Source organism: Roseimarinus sediminis, from assembly GCF_050433125.1.
In the GTDB taxonomy this organism is placed as follows: Bacteria; Bacteroidota; Bacteroidia; order Bacteroidales; family Prolixibacteraceae; genus Roseimarinus; species Roseimarinus sediminis.
Genome location: NZ_JBNPXV010000007.1, coordinates 13,879 through 37,944 on the forward strand (window position 1 = coordinate 13,879; position 24,066 = coordinate 37,944).

At 42.0% G+C, this 24,066-nt stretch carries 22 protein-coding genes; 13 read left to right on the forward strand and 9 right to left on the reverse strand.

All coding sequences use genetic code 11. From position 1 onward, the window contains the following. Nucleotides 1-42: 42 nt before the first annotated feature. The 6 genes from FHS86_RS10245 to FHS86_RS10270 form a co-directional block, all read right to left on the reverse strand. Nucleotides 43-822 carry a tetratricopeptide repeat protein gene (locus tag FHS86_RS10245; RefSeq protein WP_429412963.1) on the reverse strand — a complete coding sequence of 260 codons (780 nt, stop codon included), beginning with the start codon at nt 820-822 and terminating at the stop codon, nt 43-45. Nucleotides 823-840: 18 nt separating this feature from the next. Beyond that, nucleotides 841-1,875, reverse strand: coding sequence for a vWA domain-containing protein (locus FHS86_RS10250; RefSeq protein ID WP_429412965.1), 1,035 nt, complete (start codon nt 1,873-1,875; stop codon nt 841-843). A gap of 33 nt (nt 1,876-1,908) precedes the next feature. Beyond that, on the reverse strand, nt 1,909-2,901 hold the full coding sequence (locus FHS86_RS10255; protein ID WP_429412967.1) for a vWA domain-containing protein: 993 nt from the start codon (nt 2,899-2,901) through the stop codon (nt 1,909-1,911). Nucleotides 2,902-2,907: 6 nt separating this feature from the next. Then, complete coding sequence (locus FHS86_RS10260; protein WP_429412969.1) at nt 2,908-3,915, reverse strand: hypothetical protein; 1,008 nt, start codon at nt 3,913-3,915, stop codon at nt 2,908-2,910. 5 nt (nt 3,916-3,920) lie between these two features. After that, the gene (locus tag FHS86_RS10265; protein WP_429412971.1) at nt 3,921-4,796 is read right to left on the reverse strand and encodes a DUF58 domain-containing protein; all 876 of its coding nucleotides are present in this window, start codon (nt 4,794-4,796) and stop codon (nt 3,921-3,923) included. Between the two features lie 112 nt (nt 4,797-4,908). Then, nucleotides 4,909-5,904: an AAA family ATPase gene (locus tag FHS86_RS10270; protein WP_429412973.1), complete on the reverse strand. Its 996-nt coding sequence runs from the start codon at nt 5,902-5,904 to the stop codon at nt 4,909-4,911. Between the two features lie 357 nt (nt 5,905-6,261). Between FHS86_RS10270 and truA the strand changes: the two genes are divergently transcribed. Beyond that, nucleotides 6,262-7,038 (forward strand): tRNA pseudouridine(38-40) synthase TruA, encoded by a 777-nt coding sequence (gene truA / locus FHS86_RS10275; RefSeq protein ID WP_429412974.1) that lies wholly within the window; start codon nt 6,262-6,264, stop codon nt 7,036-7,038. Nucleotides 7,039-7,352: 314 nt separating this feature from the next. Continuing rightward, nucleotides 7,353-8,027 carry a hypothetical protein gene (locus tag FHS86_RS10280; protein WP_429412976.1) on the forward strand — a complete coding sequence of 225 codons (675 nt, stop codon included), beginning with the start codon at nt 7,353-7,355 and terminating at the stop codon, nt 8,025-8,027. 17 nt (nt 8,028-8,044) lie between these two features. Here the strand turns inward: FHS86_RS10280 and FHS86_RS10285 are convergent, their stop codons facing one another. Continuing rightward, nucleotides 8,045-8,731: a superoxide dismutase gene (locus FHS86_RS10285; RefSeq protein ID WP_429412978.1), complete on the reverse strand. Its 687-nt coding sequence runs from the start codon at nt 8,729-8,731 to the stop codon at nt 8,045-8,047. A gap of 173 nt (nt 8,732-8,904) precedes the next feature. Between FHS86_RS10285 and FHS86_RS10290 the strand changes: the two genes are divergently transcribed. Then, complete coding sequence (locus FHS86_RS10290) at nt 8,905-9,726, forward strand: aminotransferase class IV (RefSeq protein ID WP_429412980.1); 822 nt, start codon at nt 8,905-8,907, stop codon at nt 9,724-9,726. Nucleotides 9,727-9,767: 41 nt separating this feature from the next. Here FHS86_RS10290 and FHS86_RS10295 read toward each other — a convergent pair whose 3' ends face one another. Beyond that, the gene (locus FHS86_RS10295; RefSeq protein WP_429412982.1) at nt 9,768-10,781 is read right to left on the reverse strand and encodes a dihydroorotate dehydrogenase-like protein; all 1,014 of its coding nucleotides are present in this window, start codon (nt 10,779-10,781) and stop codon (nt 9,768-9,770) included. A 172-nt stretch (nt 10,782-10,953) separates the two neighbouring features. Between FHS86_RS10295 and FHS86_RS10300 the strand changes: the two genes are divergently transcribed. Further along, nucleotides 10,954-12,789 carry a bifunctional metallophosphatase/5'-nucleotidase gene (locus tag FHS86_RS10300; RefSeq protein ID WP_429412984.1) on the forward strand — a complete coding sequence of 612 codons (1,836 nt, stop codon included), beginning with the start codon at nt 10,954-10,956 and terminating at the stop codon, nt 12,787-12,789. A gap of 212 nt (nt 12,790-13,001) precedes the next feature. Here the strand turns inward: FHS86_RS10300 and ygiD are convergent, their stop codons facing one another. Continuing rightward, nucleotides 13,002-13,895 carry a 4,5-DOPA-extradiol-dioxygenase gene (ygiD, locus tag FHS86_RS10305; protein ID WP_429412986.1) on the reverse strand — a complete coding sequence of 298 codons (894 nt, stop codon included), beginning with the start codon at nt 13,893-13,895 and terminating at the stop codon, nt 13,002-13,004. A 742-nt stretch (nt 13,896-14,637) separates the two neighbouring features. On the opposite strand from ygiD, the gene FHS86_RS10310 reads away from it, so the two are divergent. The 9 genes from FHS86_RS10310 to FHS86_RS10350 all read left to right on the forward strand — a co-directional run bounded on the left by FHS86_RS10310 (nt 14,638) and on the right by FHS86_RS10350 (nt 23,785). Further along, nucleotides 14,638-15,024 carry an HU family DNA-binding protein gene (locus tag FHS86_RS10310; protein WP_429412988.1) on the forward strand — a complete coding sequence of 129 codons (387 nt, stop codon included), beginning with the start codon at nt 14,638-14,640 and terminating at the stop codon, nt 15,022-15,024. 175 nt (nt 15,025-15,199) lie between these two features. Next, entirely contained in the window at nt 15,200-16,606 is a 1,407-nt protein-coding gene (locus FHS86_RS10315) for a hypothetical protein (RefSeq protein ID WP_429412990.1), read from the forward strand. A gap of 206 nt (nt 16,607-16,812) precedes the next feature. After that, a complete protein-coding gene (cas6, locus tag FHS86_RS10320) occupies nt 16,813-17,469 on the forward strand; it encodes a CRISPR-associated endoribonuclease Cas6 (protein ID WP_429412992.1) in 657 nt (218 codons plus the stop codon). A 65-nt stretch (nt 17,470-17,534) separates the two neighbouring features. Next, nucleotides 17,535-18,131 carry a hypothetical protein gene (locus FHS86_RS10325; protein ID WP_429412994.1) on the forward strand — a complete coding sequence of 199 codons (597 nt, stop codon included), beginning with the start codon at nt 17,535-17,537 and terminating at the stop codon, nt 18,129-18,131. Between the two features lies 1 nt (nt 18,132). After that, nucleotides 18,133-20,298 (forward strand): CRISPR-associated helicase Cas3', encoded by a 2,166-nt coding sequence (gene cas3 / locus FHS86_RS10330; RefSeq protein ID WP_429412996.1) that lies wholly within the window; start codon nt 18,133-18,135, stop codon nt 20,296-20,298. 10 nt (nt 20,299-20,308) lie between these two features. Beyond that, the gene (locus FHS86_RS10335) at nt 20,309-21,871 is read left to right on the forward strand and encodes a hypothetical protein (RefSeq protein WP_429412998.1); all 1,563 of its coding nucleotides are present in this window, start codon (nt 20,309-20,311) and stop codon (nt 21,869-21,871) included. Nucleotides 21,872-21,890: 19 nt separating this feature from the next. Further along, nucleotides 21,891-22,952, forward strand: a complete 1,062-nt coding sequence (locus tag FHS86_RS10340; protein WP_429412999.1) for a hypothetical protein — start codon at nt 21,891-21,893, stop codon at nt 22,950-22,952. An 86-nt stretch (nt 22,953-23,038) separates the two neighbouring features. Continuing rightward, entirely contained in the window at nt 23,039-23,548 is a 510-nt protein-coding gene (locus FHS86_RS10345) for a DUF6155 family protein (RefSeq protein WP_429413001.1), read from the forward strand. Between the two features lie 114 nt (nt 23,549-23,662). Continuing rightward, on the forward strand, nt 23,663-23,785 hold the full coding sequence (locus FHS86_RS10350; protein WP_429413003.1) for a hypothetical protein: 123 nt from the start codon (nt 23,663-23,665) through the stop codon (nt 23,783-23,785). Nucleotides 23,786-24,066 lie beyond the last annotated feature (281 nt).

Consider the following 24,066-nt stretch of genomic DNA (forward strand, 5'->3'; position numbering starts at 1 on the left):
ATAATTGACCGTGAAAAGCCTTTTGCAAACCGCACGATAAAACTACCAGTCGATTTCAGGCTGGTTTGTTTTGGCCTTTGCTGCCTCGGCTTTCTTCACTTTTTCCTGAGTCTCTTTTTCATCGTTCTGAAGTGCTTTCAGCATTTGCTCGGCACTTTGTTTTGATATTTTGGGTTGTTGCTGATTTTGTTGCTGCTGCTGATCCTGCTGATCTTTGTTTTGATCCTGGTTCTGATCCTGCTGGTCCTTATTTTGATCCTGCTGGTCTTTATTTTGATCCTGCTGATCCTTGTTCTGATCTTTATTCTGTTCCTGATTTTGATCCTTATTCTGATCCTGGTTTTGTTGCTGCTGTTCTTGTTGCTGTTTCATTCGTCGTGCAAATTCCAGGTTGTATTTTGCCTCGAGATCGGAAGGATTGTTGCGCAAGGCATTTTTGTAAGCCTCGATGCTTTCGTCGAGTTTCTGCTGGGCCAGCATGGCATTGCCGTAGTTGAACCAGACTTTGGCCTTGTCCTCCTTATTGACTGAAAGTTCGAGTGTTTGCTCAAACTGAGTGGCAGCCTCGGCCATTTTTTGTTGCTTGAACTGGGCATTACCAATGTTGAACTGTGCTTTCAGGTCGTTGGGCTTTTTATCGAGTGCTTTCCGGTATTCCACTTCGGCATTGGCAAAACTCAGCGAATCGATGGCTGTTGAATCACTGTTTTCGATACCCTGTCGGTAAAGATCATTTCCCTTGCGGATGAACTTTCGTTCTTTTTGACCCAACACCGTGATGGAAATGGTGGCAAACACTAAAATGAGCATATATCGTTTCATTCTTCTTCTGCTTTATTGTTATTTAAACAATTTTACGTTTTTCAGGTACTTGTTTTTCCGTTCGAGAATAATGAATTCGAGCACAAGCAAAATAAGGGCAACAATGATGAAATAAAAGAACTGATCGTTGTATTCGGAATAGACCCTCGATTCGAGTTCGCTTTTTTCCATTTTGCTGATTTCGTCAAAGATATTATTGATTCCAACCTCGGTATTGTTGGCTCTTACATAGGTGCCATTTCCGGCAGCTGCAATTTTCTGCAACATGTTTTCGTCGAGTTTGGTTACCACAATTTCACCGTCTTTATCCTTTCTGAATTCCTTTCTTCCATTGGCATCAATAACAGGAATGGGAGCACCTTGCGGAAGCCCCATGCCTATGGTGTGTACAATGATGTTGTTTTCGGCGGCCATTTTGGCCATCTCCACCGCATCGTCCTCGTGGTTTTCACCATCGGTAATGATGATGATGGCTTTGCTGCTTTCACTTTCGGGCGTAAACGACTGCATGCCCAGTTCGATGGCCGACCCGATGGCAGTACCCTGACGGGGCACGATGGAGGTATTGATGGTTGACATGAACAGTTTGGCCGAGGCATAGTCGGTGGTAATGGGCAATTGTGTATAGGCATCTCCGGCAAAGACAATGAGTCCGATTTTGTCATTGGTGAGCCTTTCGGTGAGCCGTGAGATAGCCATCTTAGCCCTTTCGAGCCGGTTGGGCTGAATGTCTTCGGCCATCATGCTGTTCGATACATCGAGTGCAATGATCAGCTCAATGCCCTCCCGTTTGATTTTCTGCAACTTTGAACCAAACTGAGGACGTGCAAGAGCGGTAATCAGAAAGGCCATGGCCAGCATTAGAATAAAGAATTTCCATCCTGGTCGGGCACCCGAGGCATTGGGCATCAGTGGTGCCAGCATTTCGGGATTTCCAAAGCGCCTGAGTGCACTGTTTCGTTTTTTTCGAAATACAATATAGAGTACGATGAGAATTGGTATGATTCCCAAGGCAGTTAAATATGCGGGATTGGCAAACCTGAACATTTCCATGTAAGCAGTTTTTTCTGTTTTTAATAATTCATGCTACGGTATGTTTCTGAATACCGATATTTTCAAAAGAATTCCCAGTACCAGCAGTATCAATGCTGCCAGTGCGAAAGGTTGAAATTCTTCCTGCTTTTTGCTAAATTCCTTCACTTCTATTTTTGACTTCTCCAGGGCATCAATTTCTTCATAAATCTGTTGAAGTTTTTCATTGTTGGTTGCCCTGAAGTATTTTCCTCCTGTAATGTCAGCAATGCTTTGCAAGCCTTCTTCATCAATTTTTACCGGAACCTGTTGAATACGGGTACCAAAGGGAGTTTCAAAAGGATAGGGGGCGGTTCCTACCGTTCCAACGCCAATGGTATAAACACGAATGCCAAAGGTTTTTGCAATCTCGGCGGCTGTGAGTGGCGGAATTTCACCACGGTTGTTCTCACCATCGGTGAGTAAAATGACCACGCGGCTAATGGCATCGCTTTCCTTTAAACGATTCACCGCTGTTGCCAGCCCGTTGCCGATGGCTGTTCCGTCTTCGAGTATACCGGTACGGGTTTCGCGAAGCAGGTTGCTTACTACCGCATGATCGGTTGTCAAGGGGCACTGGGTAAACGATTCGCCGCTGAAAACTACCAGCCCGATCCGGTCGTAAGGCCTTCCGGCAATGAACTGAGTAGCCACATCTTTGGCTGCTTCAAGCCGGTCGGGTTTCAGGTCGCGGGCCAGCATACTTGTCGAAACGTCGACGGCCATCACTATGTCAATCCCTTCGGTCGATACATTTTCCCAGTTCTCGGTCGATTGCGGACGGGCCAGTACAACAATCAGCAGTGCAAGTATCAGTACTCTGAAAATAAACAACAAATGTCGCAAATAGTGTTTCCAGGTTTTGGGTGCATTTTCAAGCCCCCTGATGGTACTTAGCTGCAAACTGGCACTGAACTTTTTCTGCCTGAACAAATACCAGGCAATCATCGGGATCAGTCCCAATAAGAGATAAAACAGGTCGGGATGTGCGTAAGTATAGTTGAACATTTTTTTCTATTTTAAAGTCACTTCATCTCCTTCACCTTCATCATTCGCCTCCGGCTTAAGTTCCTTTACCTCAAGCTTCGTTTGATTCACAAAGAAGTAGGCATTCACCAGGGTAAGATTATTGTCGTCGGGCAGCGGTTCAAATTTGGCGAATTTCACCAGGTCGGCCGTGCTTAACAGGTTAACGAGGTTGTCGAAAACAGCTTTGTCAATCAAATCGTTGCGGTACTTAAAGGCAGCAATGATTTCGTCGGTGGTTAGTTCGGGTGCTCTGATCCCAAAACGGTCCTCGATGTAGTCGCGCAGCGTGTCGGTTACCTCGCTGTAAAACTGCTTTACATTGCCCTGTTGCCATATTTTCTGCTCCCTGATGCGGTCAAGTTCCCTGAGGGCTATGATGTGTGCCGGTTCTTTGGGCTTTTGTGGAAAAGCAAAAACAGGCTGATTGTTCTTTTTGCGTTTGATGGCATAGAGTATTAAGAAAATCAGTCCGGCAAGCAAAAGTGTACCAAAAATCCAGGGTGCTACTTCCTTGAAACTGACTGGTGCTTCGTAGGGATCCTTAATATCGATGGGGCCCTGCAGGGCGTTCATCAGCGAATCGAGTTTTGGCAGGGTAAACACGTGCAGCATGGCAGCATTCGATGGCACCGAATCGCTCATCCCGTTGAAATTGAAAGAAAAGTAAAACGGTGGTATTTCGTGCCTTCCGGTATCGAACGAGGTGATCAGAAAATCCTGAGACAATCTGAGCCTGTTATTTTCCAGCGGAATGGAATCAAGCTGCATGCGTTCAACAATTTCAACCGATTGAATTAGCGTATCGGCAGGCACCGGAAACAAGAATTCGATGCTGTCGGGAAATTCAATTTCAAGATGCAGTTTTACCTGATCACCAATCAGTATGATATTGCTGTCGAGTACTGCCCGTGTTTTGATTTCCTGAGCAAAGCCCGGAAAAAACCAAAACATGCTAAGTACAGCCAATATGCCTTTTATGAATGTTTTCTTCATCATTATTATTTGCCTCTTTTTTTGAAAAGGGTCATGAGTGATTTAACGTAATCTTCGCGGGTGTTGATATTCACATAATCGACACCGGTTTTTGTAAAGGCTTCGTCGAGCTGGGTGCTGAGTTGTTTCCACCAATGGGCATAGGCACCTCTTACTTTACTGCTCGAAGTATCGACCCAGGTATATTTTCCGGTTTCGGCATCTTTCAGTTTGATCATGCCGATGGATGGCAATTCAGCCTCGCGCTCATCGAATACCCTTAGTCCGACCACATCGTGCTTATTATTGGCAATGCTGAGTGCCTTTTGTAAGTGATGATTTTCATCGATGAAATCGGAAATTATAAAGGCAGTGCATCGCTTTTTGATGGCATTGGTGAGGTACTCCAGTGCATTGGTCAGGTTGGTTGCCTTGCTTTCGGGCTCAAAATCGATCAGCTCCCTGATGATACGCAAAATGTGACTCTTGCCCTTTTTGGGCGGGATAAATTTCTCAATTTGATCGGAAAAAAAGATGACACCAATCTTGTCGTTGTTTTGTATTGCAGAAAATGCCAGCACAGCAGCAATTTCTGTAATAACATTCTTTTTGTATTTATCCCAGGTGCCAAAATTTCGTGAAGCACTCACATCAATCAGCATCATGACTGTCAGTTCGCGTTCTTCTTCAAAAACCTTAACAAAGGGTTTGTTGTAGCGGGCAGTAACATTCCAGTCGATGTTCCGGATGTCGTCGCCAAACTGATATTCGCGCACTTCGCTGAAGGCCATACCACGGCCTTTGAAGGCCGAATGGTATTCCCCCGCAAAGATATTACGCGATAAGCCCCGCGTTTTAATCTCAATCTTTCTGACTCTTTTTAATAGCTCGGTATGTTCCATAAGATGCCCTTTTCACTTAGGGATAAAAGTTAAAACAGCTGTCTGTGTTTATTCTTCATTGCATGTTGGTGAGGATTTCAACTTCCTCCTCCTGGTAGCTGTAATGCTATTGCTATGGAACTTCTACCGTATTCAGAATTTCGCTGATGATTTCTTCAGTGCTGAGGTTATTGGCCTCGGCTTCATAACTCAGTCCGATACGGTGGCGGAGTACATCGTGGCATACCGCCCTGACATCCTCGGGAATTACATAACCCCTTCGTTTGATAAATGCATAGGCTTTTGCAGCTTGTGCCAGACTGATACTTGCACGGGGTGATGCTCCGTAGCTGATCATGTCGCTGTATTTTTCCAGTTGGTATTCGGCCGGAGTACGTGTGGCAAAAACGATGTCGACGATGTACTTCTGAATTTTCTCATCCATGTACACTTCACGAACCACATCACGTGCCCTGATAATGTCCTCGGGTGTCAGTACCGTATTGGGGCTTGGGAATTTCTTCAGCAGGTTTTGCTGGATGATCAGTCTTTCTTCATCCTTCTTCGGATACGAAATCACCACTTTCAACATAAAACGGTCAACCTGTGCTTCGGGTAAAGGATAGGTTCCTTCCTGCTCAATGGGGTTTTGGGTGGCCATCACCAAAAAGGGTTCTTCGAGTGGATAGGTTTGATCGCCAATGGTGATTTGTCGTTCCTGCATGGCTTCGAGCAAAGCCGATTGAACCTTGGCCGGGGCCCGGTTAATTTCGTCGGCGAGTACAAAATTGGTAAAGATAGGTCCTTTCTTTACTACAAATTCTTCATTTTTCTGACTGTAGATAAGGGTACCCAACAAGTCGGCAGGCAAGAGATCGGGGGTGAACTGGATCCTGGCAAAATCAGCATTCACAATTTTTGCAAGGGTGTTAATGGCCAGTGTTTTGGCCAGTCCCGGAACTCCTTCAAGCAGAATGTGCCCGTCGGAAAGTAAACCGATAAGCAAACTTTCAACCAGATGTTTCTGTCCAACGATGACCTTGTTCATTTCCATGGTAAGCAGGTCGACAAACTGGCTTTCCTTTTCAATCTTCTCGTTCAAAGCCCTGATATCTGTACTAATTGTCATATTGTTAAATTATTAATGGTACTTAGTTGTTACTGATTAAATGCAATGGTAAAACAAAAAAAGATGAAAGGAGTTTTGTTTTTATTCCTCCTGTTTTTTCGAACCACGAAATTAAAAGATTGCCAAATTTACAGAAATGTTGTGCCGTTAAAAAATGTTAAGTAAAATTAAGTGAAATACATTGTTAAGTAGCAGTATAGCAATGTTTAGGAGTTGAGTGGGCAATGTGGTTTTTAACTTATGGCCTGAGTTAGTGAAAAAATGTAAAAAGAAAAGTGCGCAGAATGTGCCATTTTATCAGTTTGCGCAAGGCAATTCATCGCGCTGTTATATCTTTGCAAAGAAAGCCAAAAACGAATGCAACGATATTTTGTACAAATAGCCTACAATGGCACAGCTTATCACGGATGGCAGTTTCAGCCCAATGCCATGACGGTACAGGAAACCCTGAACAAGGCTTTTTCAACCATTTTACGCGAAGATATTAATCTCGTTGGTGCAGGTCGTACCGATACCGGAGTTCATGCTTCTTTCTTTGTGGCGCATTTCGAAACTGAAAACGAAATTGCTGATTGTGGCCGCCTGGTGTTTAAACTGAACAGTTTTTTAGCCAACGATGTAAGGGTTGATACTATTTTCAGGGTGGACGAATCGATGCATGCCCGTTTTAGTGCTTTGTCGCGTACTTATCATTATTATTTTGCAAGCCAGAAACAACCTTTTGGAAACGACATTACCGTTTTTCTTCCATCGAAGCCCGATGTTGAACTGATGAACGAAGCTGCGCGCAGTTTATTCGACTATGTCGATTTTACATCGTTTAGTAAGCTGCATACCGATGTGAAAACCAACAACTGTTTGATCATGAAGGCTGAATGGCAGCAGAAGCATGATTTGCTGGTTTTTGAGATCAAAGCCGACCGCTTTTTGCGCAACATGGTAAGGGCCATTGTGGGGACGCTGTTAAAGGTGGGGCTAAGGCAAATCACGCTGGATGAATTCAAACAGATTATTGAAATGAAAGATCGAAGTCGTGCAGGGGCATCGGTACCAGGATGTGGCCTGTTTCTTTCCGATATTGAATATCCCGAGCCGGTGAACAGTCTGCTGATTCGCAGGTTTGCCATCGAGTAGGATGAATGGTACGATTCCTTTTAGCCAGGCAAATCCGGATGCAACAATCATCATCTTAGGTAATCAGCAGGCTGAAAAACTTAATCAAAGATTAACATGGTCTGTTTCCGATATTTAGTAAGTGCTGTTCTAATGCCTGAACCCCCTTGTCAGCAACATTTCCAACTTTAGCCTTGTAAGGCAATTGTCAACTGTTATTCCAAAAACCGGTTGCTTTCTGTACATAAACATTTCATTGCTTTCCAAAGTTTTAGTATCTTCATGGCTCACTTGTCTTTTTAGGGGAAAAGAAAAGATCATAAATTTTGGGGAGTATGAGATACGTGCTGGTGTTATTACCGATGCTCATTGCATCGTTTTTTGTTAAAGGGGTTGAACCTGTTCAGAATATTCACAAGGATTCAATAGAAGTTAAACTCGATCGCTTATGGCAGGAACTGGGAAGCAACAAGGAAGTTACAGAAGAACTGATGCCTCAGTTTCTGGCGGCACTTGAATACTTTCCAGAATTGAAGCACTTAAAAATAAAGGTGGTTCGCAGGGATATCAAAACAACCATGCAGTGCCGTCCCCGGTGGGATTTCTTTTTGCACCAGCGCGACCAGCGTACTTATCTGATTGTCGTCGACAAGGAAAAAGAGGGTTTCGATGGTGTGCTGTTTGAAGAACTTCCGCTGAATGCCCAGGTTGGTGTATTTGGTCATGAGCTGGCCCATGTTTTAGATTACTCAGGGAGAAACACATTGGAAGTCATTGCCTTGGGTGTTCGCTATCTGAACAAAAATCAGCGTCGCCTGATAGAAAACCGGGTTGACCTGCTGGCCATCAACAAAGGATTGGGCTTTCAGATCAACGATTTCTCAAAGTATGTGTTTGAAGATGCTGATGTTTCACACAACTATCTGAATTTTAAAAAGCGCTTTTATTTCCAACCCGGGCAAATCATGCAATTTATAATTAAGTCGCCACTCTATGTCGATCTCGATTGATTACACAAGCACTTGCTTCATTTCAATTGTTTGAAACGTGCACTGACTTCGCTCCAGTTGATAATTCCCCAAACTGCATTTAAATACGCCGTTGTATTGTTGTGAAACTTGTTTTCATAAGCATGATCCCACAGGTCGATGGCCAAAAGCGGGCTTCCTGCTTTATTTTTATGTTTCATTAGCGGGTTCAGGTTGTGGGGCGTATTCGTAATATCAAGCTTTCCATGCTTGTTCAATACCAACCAAAGCCATCCCTGCTCATCGATTGTACTTCCCGAACGAATCAGTTCATCCTTTAAGCGGTAGAAAGTGCCAAAGCGGCTGTTGATTTCGGCTAATAAATCGATGGAGGCAATGCCACAATAAGGACTTAAATTATCCCAAAACGACTGATGGTTATATACTGCGGCGGCCGAATCAACCAGTTCATCGGGATAGTCGTCGGGATGTTGCAGGAGTTGGATAATGCTCTGAGGCTGCGGGTCGATATGGGCCAGTTCATCAAGCAAGACTTCAAAACTGCGCCAGTGAAAATTAAAATAGTGGTCCTTGATGTTGGTAGCATCCGCTATTTTAGATAAAGCAGAATAAGAGTAGGGCAACTTAGGTGGAGGGAATTGGCTGCTTACTGCTCTTGTTTCCGTATTTTTTTGATTTCCCCAGTAGTGCAGGTGTATCTTTTTTTCTTTCATTTTTGTATCCATGGCTCTAATGTTAAAAGTTGAATTAAAAAAGATGATTGCCTATACAAGGTACTTTATATTGCAGGCAAAATCAATCGTTTTAAGCTTTTTTATAAATTACCGAAGTACCTTGTAATGCGCCTGTGTATTTATATCTTTGATTGTATTATTTAATTGAATTAGCTGCTTATAAAATGAATGAAAAGAAGCAAATGCTGATTTGGAACGGACAGCTGGTGAATGAAGCGGATTGGGCGGATCCCTTTTATGAGGACAGTACCAGGGTGTACGAGGTACTACGACTGATTTGTTTTGTACCCTTGTTCTGGGATGATCACTGGCAGCGCCTCCTTGCTTCCTGCCGTTTGATGGGCTGTACGCTGGAAGCCCGATCAAATGAAATGCTCGACAGGGTAATCAGTCTGGCTAAAGCCAATCATGTGGCTGAAGGCAATGTGATGATCACCATTTTTATTGGCAGTGAAAAACCCGGCATACTGATCCGTTTCATTCCTCATGTTTATCCCACCGAACAGCAATATGAAGGGGGGATCGAAGCGGGCGTGTTGCATGCCGAACGAGTCAGGCCCCCGGCCAAAGTGGTTCAAAGCACAGTACGTCAGGCAGCCAATCAAATCATCGCCGAAACGGGCGTTTACGAAGTACTCCTGCTGAACCGAAACAATGAGCTGACCGAAGGCAGCCGTTCGAATTTGGTGCTCATCAGCAACAACGAGTTGTATACCGCCCCATTGAAGCAGGTACTTCGGGGGATTACCCTGACCAGGGTACTTGAATTGAGCAGGAAGTTAAATTATCCCATCCATTTTAAGGCATTTACCCTTGAGCAACTGGAGCAGGCCGATGCGCTTTTTATTACCGGAACCTCACCAAAGGTATTGCCGGTGTGTTGTATAGGGCAGTACCATTTCAATGTGAAGCATCCCATCCTGCAAACTTTGGTAAAAGAATACAACATCCTGATGGATGCGGAAATAAAAAAGAGGAGATCCTAGCCGTGAACCTCCCCTTAAACTAAAACATGAAAATGCAAAACTTATCGTAATGGATATTTTTTCAGAATTTCGCCTGAATTTTTCAGGATGTCGATGTATTGTGCACGTTTGTATGCATATTCATCGTTCAGTTGATCTTTTGAAAGCTTGCCTTTGAAGTCAGCAATCGATTGATATCCTTTCTGATCCATCCAGCCTTCGAGTTCTTCCAGTACTTTCTTCACATGACCGGTGCCATGTTCGTAGAAGGCACTTACCATTTGCACTGCATCGGCACCGGCAAGCAACATTTTAACGACATCGTCGCTGGTTTTGATGCCCCGGTTGGCAATGATGTTCGATTTGATCTTATTAAATAAAAGACCCACATAGCGCAATGTGACCTGGTAATCTCCGGTCTTGGTCAGTTCCCATGGAAAATGAAAGGTTTCGCTTTCGGTGTTGATGTCGGGTTGAAAAAAGCGGTTGAAAACAACGACTGCATCGGCCCCGTTCTTGCTGAGTTGTTTGATAAAGTGCAGCGGATTGGTGTAGAAAGTGCTTAGCTTAACACTCACCGGAAGTTTAACTTCCTTCTTGATTTCTTTCAGAATGTTCAGTTGATGCTCTTCAATCATGCTGGCATCGGCATCGGCAGCAATGGGAACACGGTAGAAGTTGATTTCCAGTCCGTCGACTCCGGTTTCTTCGAGCAGTTGAGCATATTCAACCCAGGTTGGATTGTAAATGGCATTGATGCTTGCAATAACAGGAATGGAGAGCTGCTCCTTTAGTTTACGCACGGCCAGCAAGTGTTCCTGTGGCCCGGCGTGTTCAATTGAAGGAAAAATCTTTTCCATCTCCGCATTGCGATAGTCGTATTCATGAATGTCCTCATCGAGCTGTAAGCTTTCAAGTTGAATCTGCTCTTCGAATAACGATTTATAAACTACCGCAGATACTCCTGCTTCTTCTGCTCTTTTGATCTGGTCGATATCGTTTACCATGTTGCTTGCACCCAGAATGATTGGGTTTTTCAAGCCGATACCCATGTAAGATGTTGTTAGATTAGCCATATTGAATAATTTTTATTATGATCTTAAGACTTCAGAAAGAAAAACAATCGTTTCGTTTGTTTTGTTTGAATTATTCGGGATATGTTGTGTAATATTTTGTTAACACAGATTTCATATCCTCTTTATGCTTAACTTGCTGTCGAGTTATATTTTCAGCAGAAAAAACAGGGAGATGATCACATTTATTTTTGATGTTCAACTTACCGGCTCAAAAGGTCTGGTGAGGAAATATGCATTTTTATTGGCTGCAAGCTTATTTTTTGCCTTGACACTTCAGGCGCAGGATCTGCTTATTTTACATACCAACGATATTCATTCTCATTTGAATGGTTTTTCACCCGAAGCCGAGTACACACCCCTGCTTGCAGATGAAGATCCGACCCGTGGCGGTCTGTCACGTATTGCTGGCTTTATTGGTACGCAGAAGGAAAAGCACCCCGATGAACTGCTGGTGCTCGACGGAGGCGATTTCCTGATGGGCACGCTTTTTCAAACCATCGAAACCGATCATGGCTTTCAACTTCGACTCATGAAAAAAATGGGCTACGACTTCCTGGCCATTGGGAACCATGAATTCGATTTTGGTCCCGATACGCTGGCTCAGATCATTCTGAGTGCCCGGGAACGCGGGCCAATTCCTCAGTTGCTCTGTGCCAATTACAAAGGGGCCGACCGCTCGAACGATGAACGCTTTTTACAACTATTTGCCGACAGCACCATTCTGCCTTACAGCATGGTCGAACGCAATGGTTATCGCATCGGCATTTTCGGTTTGCTCGGGCACGACGCACAGGAATCGATTGCTTCCTACTATGGCATCAGCATTGAAAACCCTAAAAAGACAGCACGAAATACAGCCCGCTATCTAAAACAAAAGGAAAAGGCCGACCTGGTCATTGCCTTGTCGCACAGCGGACTTGCCAGAGATAAGAAAGGTGAGTGGAAAGGAGAGGATTTTAGTTACGCCAAAGCAGCTTCCGACATCGACATCATCATTAGCGGACATTCGCATTCAAAATTGGAAAAGCCCCTGCAGGCAGGCAATGCCATCGTGGTTCAAACCGGAGCTCATGGTACCCATGTGGGGCGCATCGAAGTGCGTTTCGATTCGTTTGGAAAGCCGCTGGTACAGTACCAGCTGGTGCCAATGGATGATCGTATCGCCGCTGATCCTTCAATTCAAAATGAAATTGATGCCGAAGTGCCTGCCATTGAAGACAAGGTGCTTTCGAAGCTGGACGTCGGTTTTAATGAAAAGATTGTTGAAACATCGTTCGACCTGGTAATGAACGAGCACGAGCCCGGGAAAAGCAACCTGGGACCTTTTGTAGCCGATGCCATTCATAACACACTCAATCAAAAATATCAACTTCAGGCCGATGTGGTGCTGGTGGCTGCCGGGGTGATTCGAAATAATATTCAAACAGGAAAGTCGGGCTATCAGAACATCAGCGACCTTTTTAATGTGGTTCCCCTTGGAAAAGGGAAGGATGGGATACCAGGCACTCCGCTGGGCAGAGTTTATGTGAACGGACATGAATTGAAACAAGTCATGGAGCTGGTACTGAGTGTTTACCGCATACGATCGAGTTTCTACCTTTATTTCTCAGGCATGCGGGTCGAATACCAGCCACATAAGGGCTTATTTAAAAAGATTTCGTCCATTCAGATCGGCAACGACCAGGAGGGCTATCGTTCAATTGACATCAGCAAACACAGCCGGGAACTGGTAGCGGTTGCAGCCAACTCGTACATGATTGGCTTTATTGGTCACCTGAAAAGCATGAGTAAGGGAATTGTCGATGTGGTGCCCAAAAATGCCGCTGGGGAAGCGGTGGCCATTCATGAACTGATTCTGGATACTGATCCTGCAAGAGATGGAATACAGGAAGTCAAAGAATGGTTGTTGGTGTATCACTTTGTGAAAGCATTCAAGGATGCCGATGGCGACGGTGTACCTGAAATTCCTGAACATTACCGAAACAAAGGCAATCTGCTGATTGAATGATCAGAAACAAGAGGAAGAAGTCAGGAAGTCATTAAGGAAAAAGTCATTGAGTCAATAAGTCATTGATAAAGAGAGTTTATGAGAAGAAGGAAGATGGAGAAGATGGTATCAGGTATCAAGACAAAAAATAAGAAACAAGAAATAAGAAATAAGAAACAAGAAATGAGAATCAGAACCTAGGACATAGGACTTGGAAACTTTCCCAGGTCTTTTCATCCGATTTTCAACGAGGTCATTGTCAGAGAACCGGCAACTGCTTTGTCGTTAAACAATTTCACTTCTTCATTCTGCTCCTGCAGCGCCAGGGTATAGAGCAAGGGCAAATAATGCTCGGGCGTGGGAATGGCCAGATTAAAAGCTTCTCCCTGCGAGCGAAAGTCGATCAACTGCTGATGATCTCCTTTGAGAATATAGCTTTTCATTCGTTCACTGGCTTCAAGGGCCCAGTCAAAGCCAAATGTTTCATTGAGTCTGTTCCATTCCACCATCCTTAAATTGTGCACCATGTTACCACTGCCTATGATCAGCACTCCTTTTCGGCGAAGCGAGTTGATTTGCCTGGCAAGTTCATAGTGGTATTGCGCTGGCTGGCTGTAGTCGATACTCATTTGAATTACGGGAATATCGGCTTTGGGATACAAATGCTTAATCACACTCCAGGCTCCGTGGTCAAGGCCCCACTGTTCATCGAGTCCGACATTGGTTTTGTCAATGAGCGATTGGGTTTCCTTTGCTAAATCGGGACTCCCCGGTGCGGGATATTGCACTGCAAACAATTCCTTTGGAAAACCACCAAAGTCGTGCAGGGTGCCTGGCTGCTCCATGGCCGTAACAAAGGTTCCTTTTGTTTCCCAGTGCGCCGAAATGCACAAAATGGCTACGGGCCCGGGAAGTTCCCCGGCAATGTTTCGAAAGCCCTTTACAAATTCATTCTCTTCAATGGCATTCATCGGACTTCCATGCCCCAGGAACAACACAGGCATTTTTTCTGTGCCAGCAAAATGACCGGCAATTTTGTGGAAATCATTTATTTTCATGGCGCTGGTACTTATTGATCCCGCTGCCAGCAGCGGAAACAATGTTTTAAAAAAGGTAATTCTGTCCATCGTTTATTCCCCTTTTGGTGCGGATTAGGCATATCTTCACTTTCGTTGTTATTAAATTTCTCAAATTGCCGGGCCTGCCACTTTCGTTTTGCTTTTTCGATGATTGCATAATAACAATACTTTCTTTGCTTTGTTTGACGCCGTATGCCAATGTCATGAACTGTTCGCACTCTATTTGAGGTCTGCCCTTGTTAAAAGCCTTTTGGACTTTATTCCTTCTGAAAATCAATGTACTGAAGCATTACATGCTTTGGTGATTCATTGTTATTCTCATGCTGCGTTTGCTTTATTTCAAGCCCGGCTTTTTCTGTTTACTCAATAAAAGCAACCATTCACTCAATATTTCCGGCCATTCACTCAATTTATTTTTTACAGTGCCTAAAAGCAATTAACTTTTGATACTTTTTTGCATGTAGCCGAAAACAGGTACGGGAAGTCAGATTACAGGAGAAGGAACCGTTGAAAAAGTGACGAAAGATTGAAAAGAAAAAGATTGATCAATCCCTTCAATCTAAAAAAGAAAAAGATGCAGTTGAACGAAAAATTGGAACACGGGCCTTGTAAGTACACCAACGCTCCAACGCAATGAGGTACTGGCCTGGTTTGGAGGATAAGAAAAATTTGAAGCCGCACATACAAAGAATATCGGCCGAGAAAGTGTGATTTGGGAATATGGTTGGAAATAAATGATATAAAAAGGCCCACACAGGGGCTGATATGTTTAATTTTAAATCATTTAGCCATGACTGTTAAATTTAAAGTCATTGAAAAAGGCCAGCCTGGCGTAGTCGGTGGTGGCGAAAAAAAGTTTTATGCAACTGTTGTTTCCTCTGGTGAAATTACGCTGGAAGGAATGACTTCGTTGATCGAGGAAAGCAGTACTGCAAGCGGTGCAGATATCCGTGCGGTGCTGTATGCCATGGTTTCGGTGGCCAGCCGTTCATTGTCGAATGGACAGATTGTACGGCTTGGCGATTTAGGTAGCCTGCGCCTCAGTATCAGTAGCGAACCGGCAGCAGAAGTCGACAAAGTAAGCTCTTCGGCCATTAAAAGTAAAAAAGTGATTTTCACGCCCGGTCCTAAGCTGAAAGAAATGATGAACAATGTGAAGTTTGAAAAGACTTCATAGATGTGTGTTTTATTTGGTGCTTACCGTTCCCCAAAATGGTAAGCACCATTTTAAAAATCATAAGCATGAAATCCTAAAATGGTAAGCACCATTTTTAAAATAGTAAGCATCGTTTTTGAACTGAGATGAATAGTGGACATTATCAGGGGAGCAGACTAATAATATATACATCATTATGGATTTTGAGAAAACCTACAACAACACTCCTGAGCATAAAAAGCTCAGGTTTCTGGATGCCATTATCAAGCACAACGATCAACTCAAAAAAGAGTTTCTAGCCTTTACAGGAAGCACAAAACAAGTAATCGACGGGTTGGGCTATTCCGATTTCACCAGGATCGTTTCTGATACACTGCTTTTACTACAAAAGCAATTTGAAGCTGTGGATACCGAAGACCCCGACTGGGAAAATTATCATCCACCCTATTCTGGTTATATCCCCGATTATGAGGCTTATCAGTATGCCAGTGAGCAGGAATTTGATGCAATTGCCGATGCTTTTGCAGCAAAAGCGCTTGACAAAATAATAGAACAAAATCCCGTTGAGCTGCTGGCCATGTTTACCGGCTTTTACGAAGCAACACAAAATGCCGAAATAGAGGATGATACCGGGGCCTTCGACGATGTAAATGACTACTTACTCGGTTTACACGCTAATGCTGTTGCAAAGGTGGTTGATAAAATAAAGTTAAGCGCCCTCTTCGAAAATGAAATTGGCACTGCATTTCAGCTTTTTTTCCAATACTGCAATGAGGAATACCCCGGCAACCCGTATTTCCCCGCACATTTTGAACCCTTATTGATCGCATTTGCCGATAAGACAGAAAATCCCGCGAAACTGCTTGAAATATTTACAGGAGCAGGTATTGAGCAAAGCACCCTGCCGCAGCTCACCCTTTTCCTGAACAAGACATCGGGCAATTCAGAGGCATGGTTGCAATCGGCCCTCGATTTTTACAAACACAGTGAGCCCGTAGCCCGTGACCTGCTTAAATATTACTTCGAAACCAATCAACCCGCTTTTATAGCCCTTGCGCGGGAATTGTTTGAAGAAAACGAGCCAAAATGGGTTGATTTTCTGCAAGAATATGTAAGTCCCCAACTCGATAAAGAATTGTTTGTAAGGGTATATCTAAAGTTTGTTGCCAAAACACTTCATATCGACGATTATCTGTTTGTGCAGCAATATTTGAGCAAAGCCGATGTTGATCAACTGCTGAGAGATGTGCAATTCTATGGAAGTTTTAAAGCGAAAATATTAGAAGCTGAGCATCGCTATGACGAAATTAAACAAATGATTGAGGGCAGAGTCAGCCAAAGGGACTTTGCCGACATCATCCAGCCCCTGATCAAAGTTTATCCCGACTTTTGTTTTAAGCATATAAAAATGAATGCAATAAGCACTTTAGAAACAGAACGGGGACGCAGCCACTATGAACAAATCGCCCGATGGCTGAAACTGGCCCAAGAAATACCCGGGTTCAATAGCGATGTCCTGTTGCTGATTCAGCAACTTTATACCCACAAGCCCAACCTGCCCGCACTGAAAGACGAAATGCGAAAGGCCGGGCTGGTAAAATAAAACACATACAGGATGTAAGAAAGGTGAAGACAATGGTCTGCAAGCCCACCAAAACCCGACAGCGTCCGAGGGGCCTGTCGGCATTGGCAAAAGATACTGGAACGAAGATTAAACACCCACAAAATGAAACAAAGCTACAAAACGATTAACTACGAATGGCTGATGAGGCCGCAGAATACGACAATAAAAATTAAGAACGAAAGGATATGCGAATACATTTAAAAATCAATACAGCTAACGAACTCATTCCATTTGATCATCAACCCTTATTAACCGGGACAATTCATAAATGGCTGGGATGGAATGAGGAACACGGAAAAGTATCTTTATATTCTTTTTCGCGCCTTGAAGGTGGAAAGGCGACCCCCAAAGGTTTACGATTTGAACGGGGAACTTCCATTTTTATAAGCACCCATCATCCCGATTTAATAAAGCAATTGATTAGAGGTATACAAGCTGATCCAACCCTATTTCATGGCTTAAGCGTTTTGGAGCTGATTATCCAGGAAGACCCTGATTTGTCGGATCGGGAATTATTCTTTGTGGCAAGTCCTATTTTCATCAAAAGGAGTAATGGAGAAAAAATTGATCACATTGTTTATGACGATCCGCGAGCCAATGTCTGTTTACAAGAAACCCTTCAAACAAAGATGAAAAAAGCAGGGCTTTCTGATGACTCGCTTTCAATTAGGTTTGACTTGACTTATCTCAAAGCAGGAACAAAGAAAATAACCTACAACGAGGTAGAGAACCGTGCCAGCTGGTGCCCGGTAATTATCGAAGGGAAACCCGAAACAAAGTTGTTTGCCTGGAATGTAGGACTGGGAAACTCAACGGGAATTGGCTTTGGAGCAATTAAATAAAGATTTTTATCTCTGACAGGGTTCCAAACCCTGTCAGAGATAGTAAATGAATAAAGAAAATATCTATGCTATACATTGTAAAATATTCAGGCCCCTTCGGGTTTATCAAACCCTGGACAGCCGTAAGAGACAGCGAAACCTACAGCCAGCAATTTCTTACGCCATCGATAGTTGCGGGTATAGAACGAAAACTTTTCCCCGAACTTTTAAAGAATGATGATGGTATAATTAAGAAAATTGCAAGGCACAGGTTGAGTTATAAACAAATTTCGCAACAGCAAGAACAAATTCAACCACGTGGTTGGAACGAAAAAGGAACAAGAAATAACAAAACCTATGAGCGGCCTTATGCAATTTTGGTTAGGGGCGTACTGATTGAACCTGTTCTTTTCCTTGCCTTTAGAAATGAAACAGATGCTCTTCATGCTTCAACACAACATATTTGTTTGGCTAGAAATGAGGACATACTGTATCCGGATGAAGAGATAATTGAAGTTTCAGATGTAGAATTCGATACAAATGAGGAACTTTTTTCAGGCTTCGAGTTGATTTTTGAACGAAATGATAATTCATTTTTAGTTGGATATAACCGACTTAAAAAGAATGAGGCAATGTATGGACATTTAAAAGCAGTGGGTAATCCGGTAAAAACCAATTATTAACATGAAAATTACCTGCCCACATATCAAAGCCAAAGGATCGCCTGAAGAAACCAGCCTTTATGAACACTTGCTTTTAGTCAGTAAGGTTGTTGTGAAAATTGCACACTATTCAAAACTCGATTCAGAAACAGCCAGACTTGGTGCTATTTTGCACGATATCGGAAAAGCAAGTTCTGTATTTCAAAAACGTCTGGATGATACAAAGATTCCAACTACCCCTTTTCGACATGAAATAGCTTCTTGTTTCTTTCTTTCATTATTTAATGAAGCAATGTATCCTCAGTTAATTGAAATGGTAATTGCTCATCATAAATCTGTTTTACACGATACCAGAGATAAAGGAATCTTAGACCTTGAAGAAAACCGTGGCGATACTTTCGAATTGCATATAAAAGATTGGGAGGCATGGAAAGTTGATGCTTTAACAATACTACAATCTTTTGGAATTGAAATCAGAGACATCTGTAAGGAAGAAGCAGAAGATAATTTCAATTTCGTTGTTGAATATTGCGAAAAAGCAGTTAGAGAACGTGGTTTTTCGCAATGGCGGGGTATTTTAATGGCTGCCGATCATTTTGCTTCTGCCTTATCGGATAACACTGATGAATATCTCAACAGAACTTTTTCGATTCCAGATTTACAGTTCTTCAACAGGCAACATTCTCTGTATCCACTTTCGTTAAGAGACAGTAATTCAGACAAGAAACACACCATGGTGGTGGCGTGTACGGGTGCGGGTAAAACCGATTACCTTTTCCGACGGTGCAAAGGGCGTGTATTTTACACGCTTCCATTTCAGGCGTCAATCAATGCCATGTATAAACGACTGAAAAATGATCTAACTCCAGATAATCCTGAGCTTGATATTCGTTTGTTACATGCTGCATCAAGCATCGCGCTGGAAGGTATTAAAAAAGAAGAAAAGCTTATTCAGGGGCATGTAGGTTCATCGATAAAAGTATTAACCCCTCACCAAATTGCGGCCATTGCTTTTGGCACCAATGGTTACGAGGCCATGATTATGGATATTAAGGATTGTGATGTTATTCTGGATGAGATTCACACTTATACTGACGTAACCCGGTCGATTGTTCTGAAAATCATTGAAGTTTTGAAACATTTAAACTGCAAAATTCACATTGGAACGGCTACAATGCCAAGCATACTATATGATAAAATCCTTGCCATTTTAGGCAAAGAGAATGTACATGAAGTGGCCTTAACTAACGAAGAGCTAAGACTTTTTAACCGACACATCATACACAAGATTGAAAATTGGGAAAGAGCAGAATCAATCATTGAAAATGCACTTAAAACGAAACAGAAAGTTTTAGTGGTTTGCAACCGTGTTAAAACAGCACAAGAAAAATATGTCCAATACAAAGCTCAATTCCCTGAGATTCCAATTCTTTTGCTCCATAGCCGATTCAAAAAATCGGATCGAAATGTGAAAGAAAGATTGCTGCTTGGCTTGGATGAAATGGGCAAAGAAAACGGAAATTTCAATACATCGAAAGAAGCTTGTTTGGTGATATCAACCCAGGTTGTTGAGGTGAGCATTGATATTAGTTTCGATTGTATGATTACCGAAGCGGCTCCACTCGATTCGATGGCACAGCGTTTTGGACGTGTTAACCGAAAACGATCGTCAGAGACCATTGGCCAATATAAACCAATTTATGTATTGACTCCGCCAGAAGATGAAAAGGAAGCGTTACCCTATTCTCTTGAAATAATTCAACGCAGTTATGAGGCCTTGCCCAATGGTGAGCTTTTAGATGAAACTGAATTACAAACCAGAATCGATCAGGTATTTACTGAATTTGATTTTCTGAAAATTGAACAACACTCTGTATTCAAGGAAAGTGGAAAATGGAGCATCGATAAATTAACACACAACCCAAAAGCCATTTTACTCGACTTATTGGAGATTGACAGTGTAAGCTGTATTTGCGAAGCCGATGAAGAAATTTATTTGGAAAGCACTTACGAAGAACGTGCCCGGATGGAAATCAGCACACGCTATTATGTGGTTAAAGATTTACGCCAATTAGATTGGGGCTCAAAACCTTTTATTGTGCCCGATTCTTCGTACAATTCAGAAACCGGCTTTGATGTTTCCTTAGCAAAAGCCAGTAATTACAATTCAGCATATTCATTCTTATAAAAAACCAACTATGATAGCATCAACAATTGGACACACATTTCTAAAAGCGTATAATGAAAGGGAAGGAACTCATTATACAGCTAAAGAGTTCTTCGAAGAAATTTACTTTGATCGATTTTTCAATCATGACAAGTATTTCTTCTGGCCACAAAATTCACCTTTTGTACAAGGGATCACTACATTGAATAATGGAAAGCTTGGATTAATGACTGTAATAAAGGATGAGAATGGCAACACCAAGCAATTTAATACGGACGAGGAACTAGACGATTTTTGTTCACAATTGCAGAAAGAACCTTCTTTTGGAGGATTCAAAACAAAAACAAAAAAACAAGTCAAGATTATTCGAAAGCTCGATGCTCAGAAAAGGCTGGAGATTTTAAAAGAGTTTGTGAATAAAATAAATGAAGCTAAAAATACAAACAATATTGAAGCCAGTATTGCCATTGGTTTCCCCGCTTCTGAAATGAAAGAATATGCTACAACTTCAGGATCAGTATCCGATATCGAATTCAATATTGATATTGAAGATGTTTATTCCTCGTGGATTGGTGGAGGATTAGGCATTGGCATTGCCGGAGGGTATTCCATTTTTTTCGACGAGCCGGAAATACTCTTGAAATTGTACGATGGATGGAAAACGTATCGTGCTTATTTAAATGACAATACACTTGATCTATTAAGAGGAAATCAAATCAACACATGGAATGGTCAATGGCTCAGTTATTCTTTTAATAAATATTTTCGTGATGATTTTGATTTCTCACGACTTCATTCAGCGGGCGTATTTTCAGTTGATGAAAAAGTGATTGAGGTAAATACCATAAAATGGAGCGAACTCTTTTTTAATATTTCAAATCATTTCCCAAATCAAACCTTCATCGGTTATGTCTATACGCTCGGACAAACCAATAAAACATTAGGATTTTACCCCTTTCATTTTTCAGAAGCAAAAACACTAATTAAATATTATCAAATTCTTTTTGGAGAACAGGCAGCCATCAACGATGCTAAAGATTACGAAGCACTTTTTGGCATCCATATAAAGAGGGCATGCGAGTTGGGTTCAATCGGCTTACAAGCTCTGGAACCGAAAGATTTGCGAAAATATTTTGGGAATGATGCCAACCTGAAATTGATTAAACCATCTGTAACTCTCAAAAATGGAGAATTGGAAGAGGATTTTCAAACCCGCAAAGAAAAAGCAGAAAAAAAAGATTACGACAATATTATTACTTACAGAACTTATAAAACCTGGTTATTAGCTATGATTACTAAAAACAAAGAAGAATCGTTAGAATATACTGCCGAAGTAGCCAATGCACTTCATGAGTATAGAGTTAAAGCAACAAAAATGGACAGAAAGAATTTAATCCAATCAGAGTTGCTGGTTGCAAAATCTAAGAAAGCATTCTTAGATGCCCTTACTACAGTGATAAAGGACGTTGATGCAGCGTTGTTACCTCTGTTTAAAGAATTACGCGACAGAGTGCACTTGATGTCAGCCGAAGACTTTGGCTACTTTGTGGTACTGTTGAAATTTGATTATGCTTATGCCGAAAGAAATCTATAACCAATTAAATCTATAAAAAATGAGTACAATTTATATTAGAACATTAAAGAGAGCAGAACATACTGTTTTTTGTGTGGCCGATGGTCAAAAAACCTATTACGATCCGCAATTTTCAAGACGTATACCCTATTCAAGCGGACAGCAAGTAAAAAAATCATTTATTGATTCATTGTCGAGAGCCTTGAATCAAATCCCATCACCTACCACCTTTTTATTTGATGTAAACAAAGATGGTGAAATGAAAGAAGGTGAAGTTTACGCAACCTGTGATCCTACTTATGCCGATCAGCTTTTAGGCGGTTGGATGAAAGCTTCTAAAGGAGGTAAGGACAGGACAATAAAAAGGAGAAGTCCACTGTCTATATCTTCAATGAGAGGACTGCATCCTTTATTGGCAGGTGTTGATTCAGAAAATATTTCATTTGATAGAAGTGACAGACCAAACAATGCAGTTATTATCAGAAATGAAAAAGGCGATGAACTAACTGAAGATCAAATTGCTGAACTTCTGTTAGGAAAAGACAGAAGCTTAAGTCGTAAATGGATACCTGATAACCGCAGGGCCACAGGTCTTTTTGTTCAAGACATGGCCATTGATTTACGTCGTCTTTTCTGTGTGTTGTTAAACAAACTGGAACCGGAGATTAGCGATGAAATGGAAACCAAATTGCGCGATGCCGGATGGGAAGAAACACAAACTGTTTTTGGAACTTGTTTGCTTGCACCTGTTGCTGTTCGCGAAAGATTAATTCCTGCTTTGGCACATGCCATTATCAATTGGACCATTACTTCAAATCAATCGCGCACTTTTAGTTTAATGGAAACATTGGCTGTGTCCATCTCAAACAATGCCAATAAAATTGCAGGAAGCATACGCGCGAAACTAAAAGAAGAGGAAGAGAATAAGGCAGAACCTATTATTGAAGAAAACATGCAGGGAGTTGAATCTTATGTAACCCTTTCGGCTGGTGGATATATTCGCACAAAAACAGAATCTGCCGATGCCCTCGATCTCGCTGAGCAAAAGCTCATCGACCTGATGATGGCATTCGATTACGAAAATCAGTTGGCGGAAGTTTAATTGTTTACCTCTGGCAGGGTTAGGATCCCTGCCAGAGGTGATAACGAAAACCATAAGCAAAAGCAACAAATAAAATAGAAGCAACCATGCCAACAAAAAATTTAAAAAAGATTTTAAACACGCTAACTAAAGAGCAGCTTGTAAAGCATATTATCGAGCTTGATAAAAAATTCAAGCCTGTTCAAGAGTATCATCTTGTATTTGTAAATAATGATGTTGATGGTGTTCTGGCGACGTATAAAAAACAAATTGAAAATGAATTCTATCCCGCTCGTGGAGAGCCAAAAATGCGCCTGTCGGTGGCCCGCAAGGCTGTTAGCGAAGCAAAAAAGCTTGGATTGCCCGATGAGGCTATGGCCGACCTCATGCTGTTTTATGTTGAAACTGGTGTTGAATTCACCAATGATTATGGCGATATCAATGAATCGTTTTACAGCAGTATGGAGACGATGTATTTACGAGCATTGGAGTTGATGGAAAAGGCCGGGATTTTAGCTGATTTTGAAAACAGAGCCAGAAAAATAGTGGATAATACATTGGATATTGGCTGGGGCTTTCATGATACGCTTGGTGATTACTTTTTTCAGTTTTACTAAAACCAAATTGATTTATTTAATCTCTGGCAGGGTTCCAAACCATGTCTTTTTTTGGTCTCGTTAGGGACCGTATATTGGTAGAAACAAAGGCGTAAAAAAAATGTAAGTCCCGTTATGGACGAAATAAAAAACCTGACAACACGGCAAATGTTGAAGGATTTTGAGATTGAATATGATGCCCGTTACGTGTTTAAACCGGTGGATATTGATTATACCGTACCTGACGGCACTTACTGAATCGCAGGATTCAAACGATCTACCAATATAAAGTCCCTAACGGGACTATCGCTTGATCGCGATGTTGGTGATAACATTTTCGTTAATCTCGTTATAGATTAAATATTGTTAGGTGATAGCATTTTCATTAATCTCGTTAGAGTTGGAATATTGGTAGTTGATAACATTTTCTTTGGTCCCGTTAGGGACCGTATATTGGTAGAAACAATGGCGTAAAAAAAATGTAAGTCCCGTTAGGGACGAAATAAAAAACCTGACAACACGGCAAATGTTGAAAGAAT

Bases quoted from the DNA above. Each gene is read 5' to 3' on its own strand.
- FHS86_RS10245 (WP_429412963.1), bottom strand. From the start codon at position 822: ATGAAACGATATATGCTCATTTTAGTGTTTGCCACCATTTCCATCACG.
- FHS86_RS10250 (WP_429412965.1), bottom strand. From the start codon at position 1,875: ATGGAAATGTTCAGGTTTGCCAATCCCGCATATTTAACTGCCTTGGGA.
- FHS86_RS10255 (WP_429412967.1), bottom strand. From the start codon at position 2,901: ATGTTCAACTATACTTACGCACATCCCGACCTGTTTTATCTCTTATTG.
- FHS86_RS10260 (WP_429412969.1), bottom strand. From the start codon at position 3,915: ATGAAGAAAACATTCATAAAAGGCATATTGGCTGTACTTAGCATGTTT.
- FHS86_RS10265 (WP_429412971.1), bottom strand. From the start codon at position 4,796: ATGGAACATACCGAGCTATTAAAAAGAGTCAGAAAGATTGAGATTAAA.
- FHS86_RS10270 (WP_429412973.1), bottom strand. From the start codon at position 5,904: ATGACAATTAGTACAGATATCAGGGCTTTGAACGAGAAGATTGAAAAG.
- truA (WP_429412974.1), top strand. From the start codon at position 6,262: ATGCAACGATATTTTGTACAAATAGCCTACAATGGCACAGCTTATCAC.
- FHS86_RS10280 (WP_429412976.1), top strand. From the start codon at position 7,353: ATGAGATACGTGCTGGTGTTATTACCGATGCTCATTGCATCGTTTTTT.
- FHS86_RS10285 (WP_429412978.1), bottom strand. From the start codon at position 8,731: ATGGATACAAAAATGAAAGAAAAAAAGATACACCTGCACTACTGGGGA.
- FHS86_RS10290 (WP_429412980.1), top strand. From the start codon at position 8,905: ATGAATGAAAAGAAGCAAATGCTGATTTGGAACGGACAGCTGGTGAAT.
- FHS86_RS10295 (WP_429412982.1), bottom strand. From the start codon at position 10,781: ATGGCTAATCTAACAACATCTTACATGGGTATCGGCTTGAAAAACCCA.
- FHS86_RS10300 (WP_429412984.1), top strand. From the start codon at position 10,954: ATGATCACATTTATTTTTGATGTTCAACTTACCGGCTCAAAAGGTCTG.
- ygiD (WP_429412986.1), bottom strand. From the start codon at position 13,895: ATGGACAGAATTACCTTTTTTAAAACATTGTTTCCGCTGCTGGCAGCG.
- FHS86_RS10310 (WP_429412988.1), top strand. From the start codon at position 14,638: ATGACTGTTAAATTTAAAGTCATTGAAAAAGGCCAGCCTGGCGTAGTC.
- FHS86_RS10315 (WP_429412990.1), top strand. From the start codon at position 15,200: ATGGATTTTGAGAAAACCTACAACAACACTCCTGAGCATAAAAAGCTC.
- cas6 (WP_429412992.1), top strand. From the start codon at position 16,813: ATGCGAATACATTTAAAAATCAATACAGCTAACGAACTCATTCCATTT.
- FHS86_RS10325 (WP_429412994.1), top strand. From the start codon at position 17,535: ATGCTATACATTGTAAAATATTCAGGCCCCTTCGGGTTTATCAAACCC.
- cas3 (WP_429412996.1), top strand. From the start codon at position 18,133: ATGAAAATTACCTGCCCACATATCAAAGCCAAAGGATCGCCTGAAGAA.
- FHS86_RS10335 (WP_429412998.1), top strand. From the start codon at position 20,309: ATGATAGCATCAACAATTGGACACACATTTCTAAAAGCGTATAATGAA.
- FHS86_RS10340 (WP_429412999.1), top strand. From the start codon at position 21,891: ATGAGTACAATTTATATTAGAACATTAAAGAGAGCAGAACATACTGTT.
- FHS86_RS10345 (WP_429413001.1), top strand. From the start codon at position 23,039: ATGCCAACAAAAAATTTAAAAAAGATTTTAAACACGCTAACTAAAGAG.
- FHS86_RS10350 (WP_429413003.1), top strand. From the start codon at position 23,663: ATGGACGAAATAAAAAACCTGACAACACGGCAAATGTTGAAGGATTTT.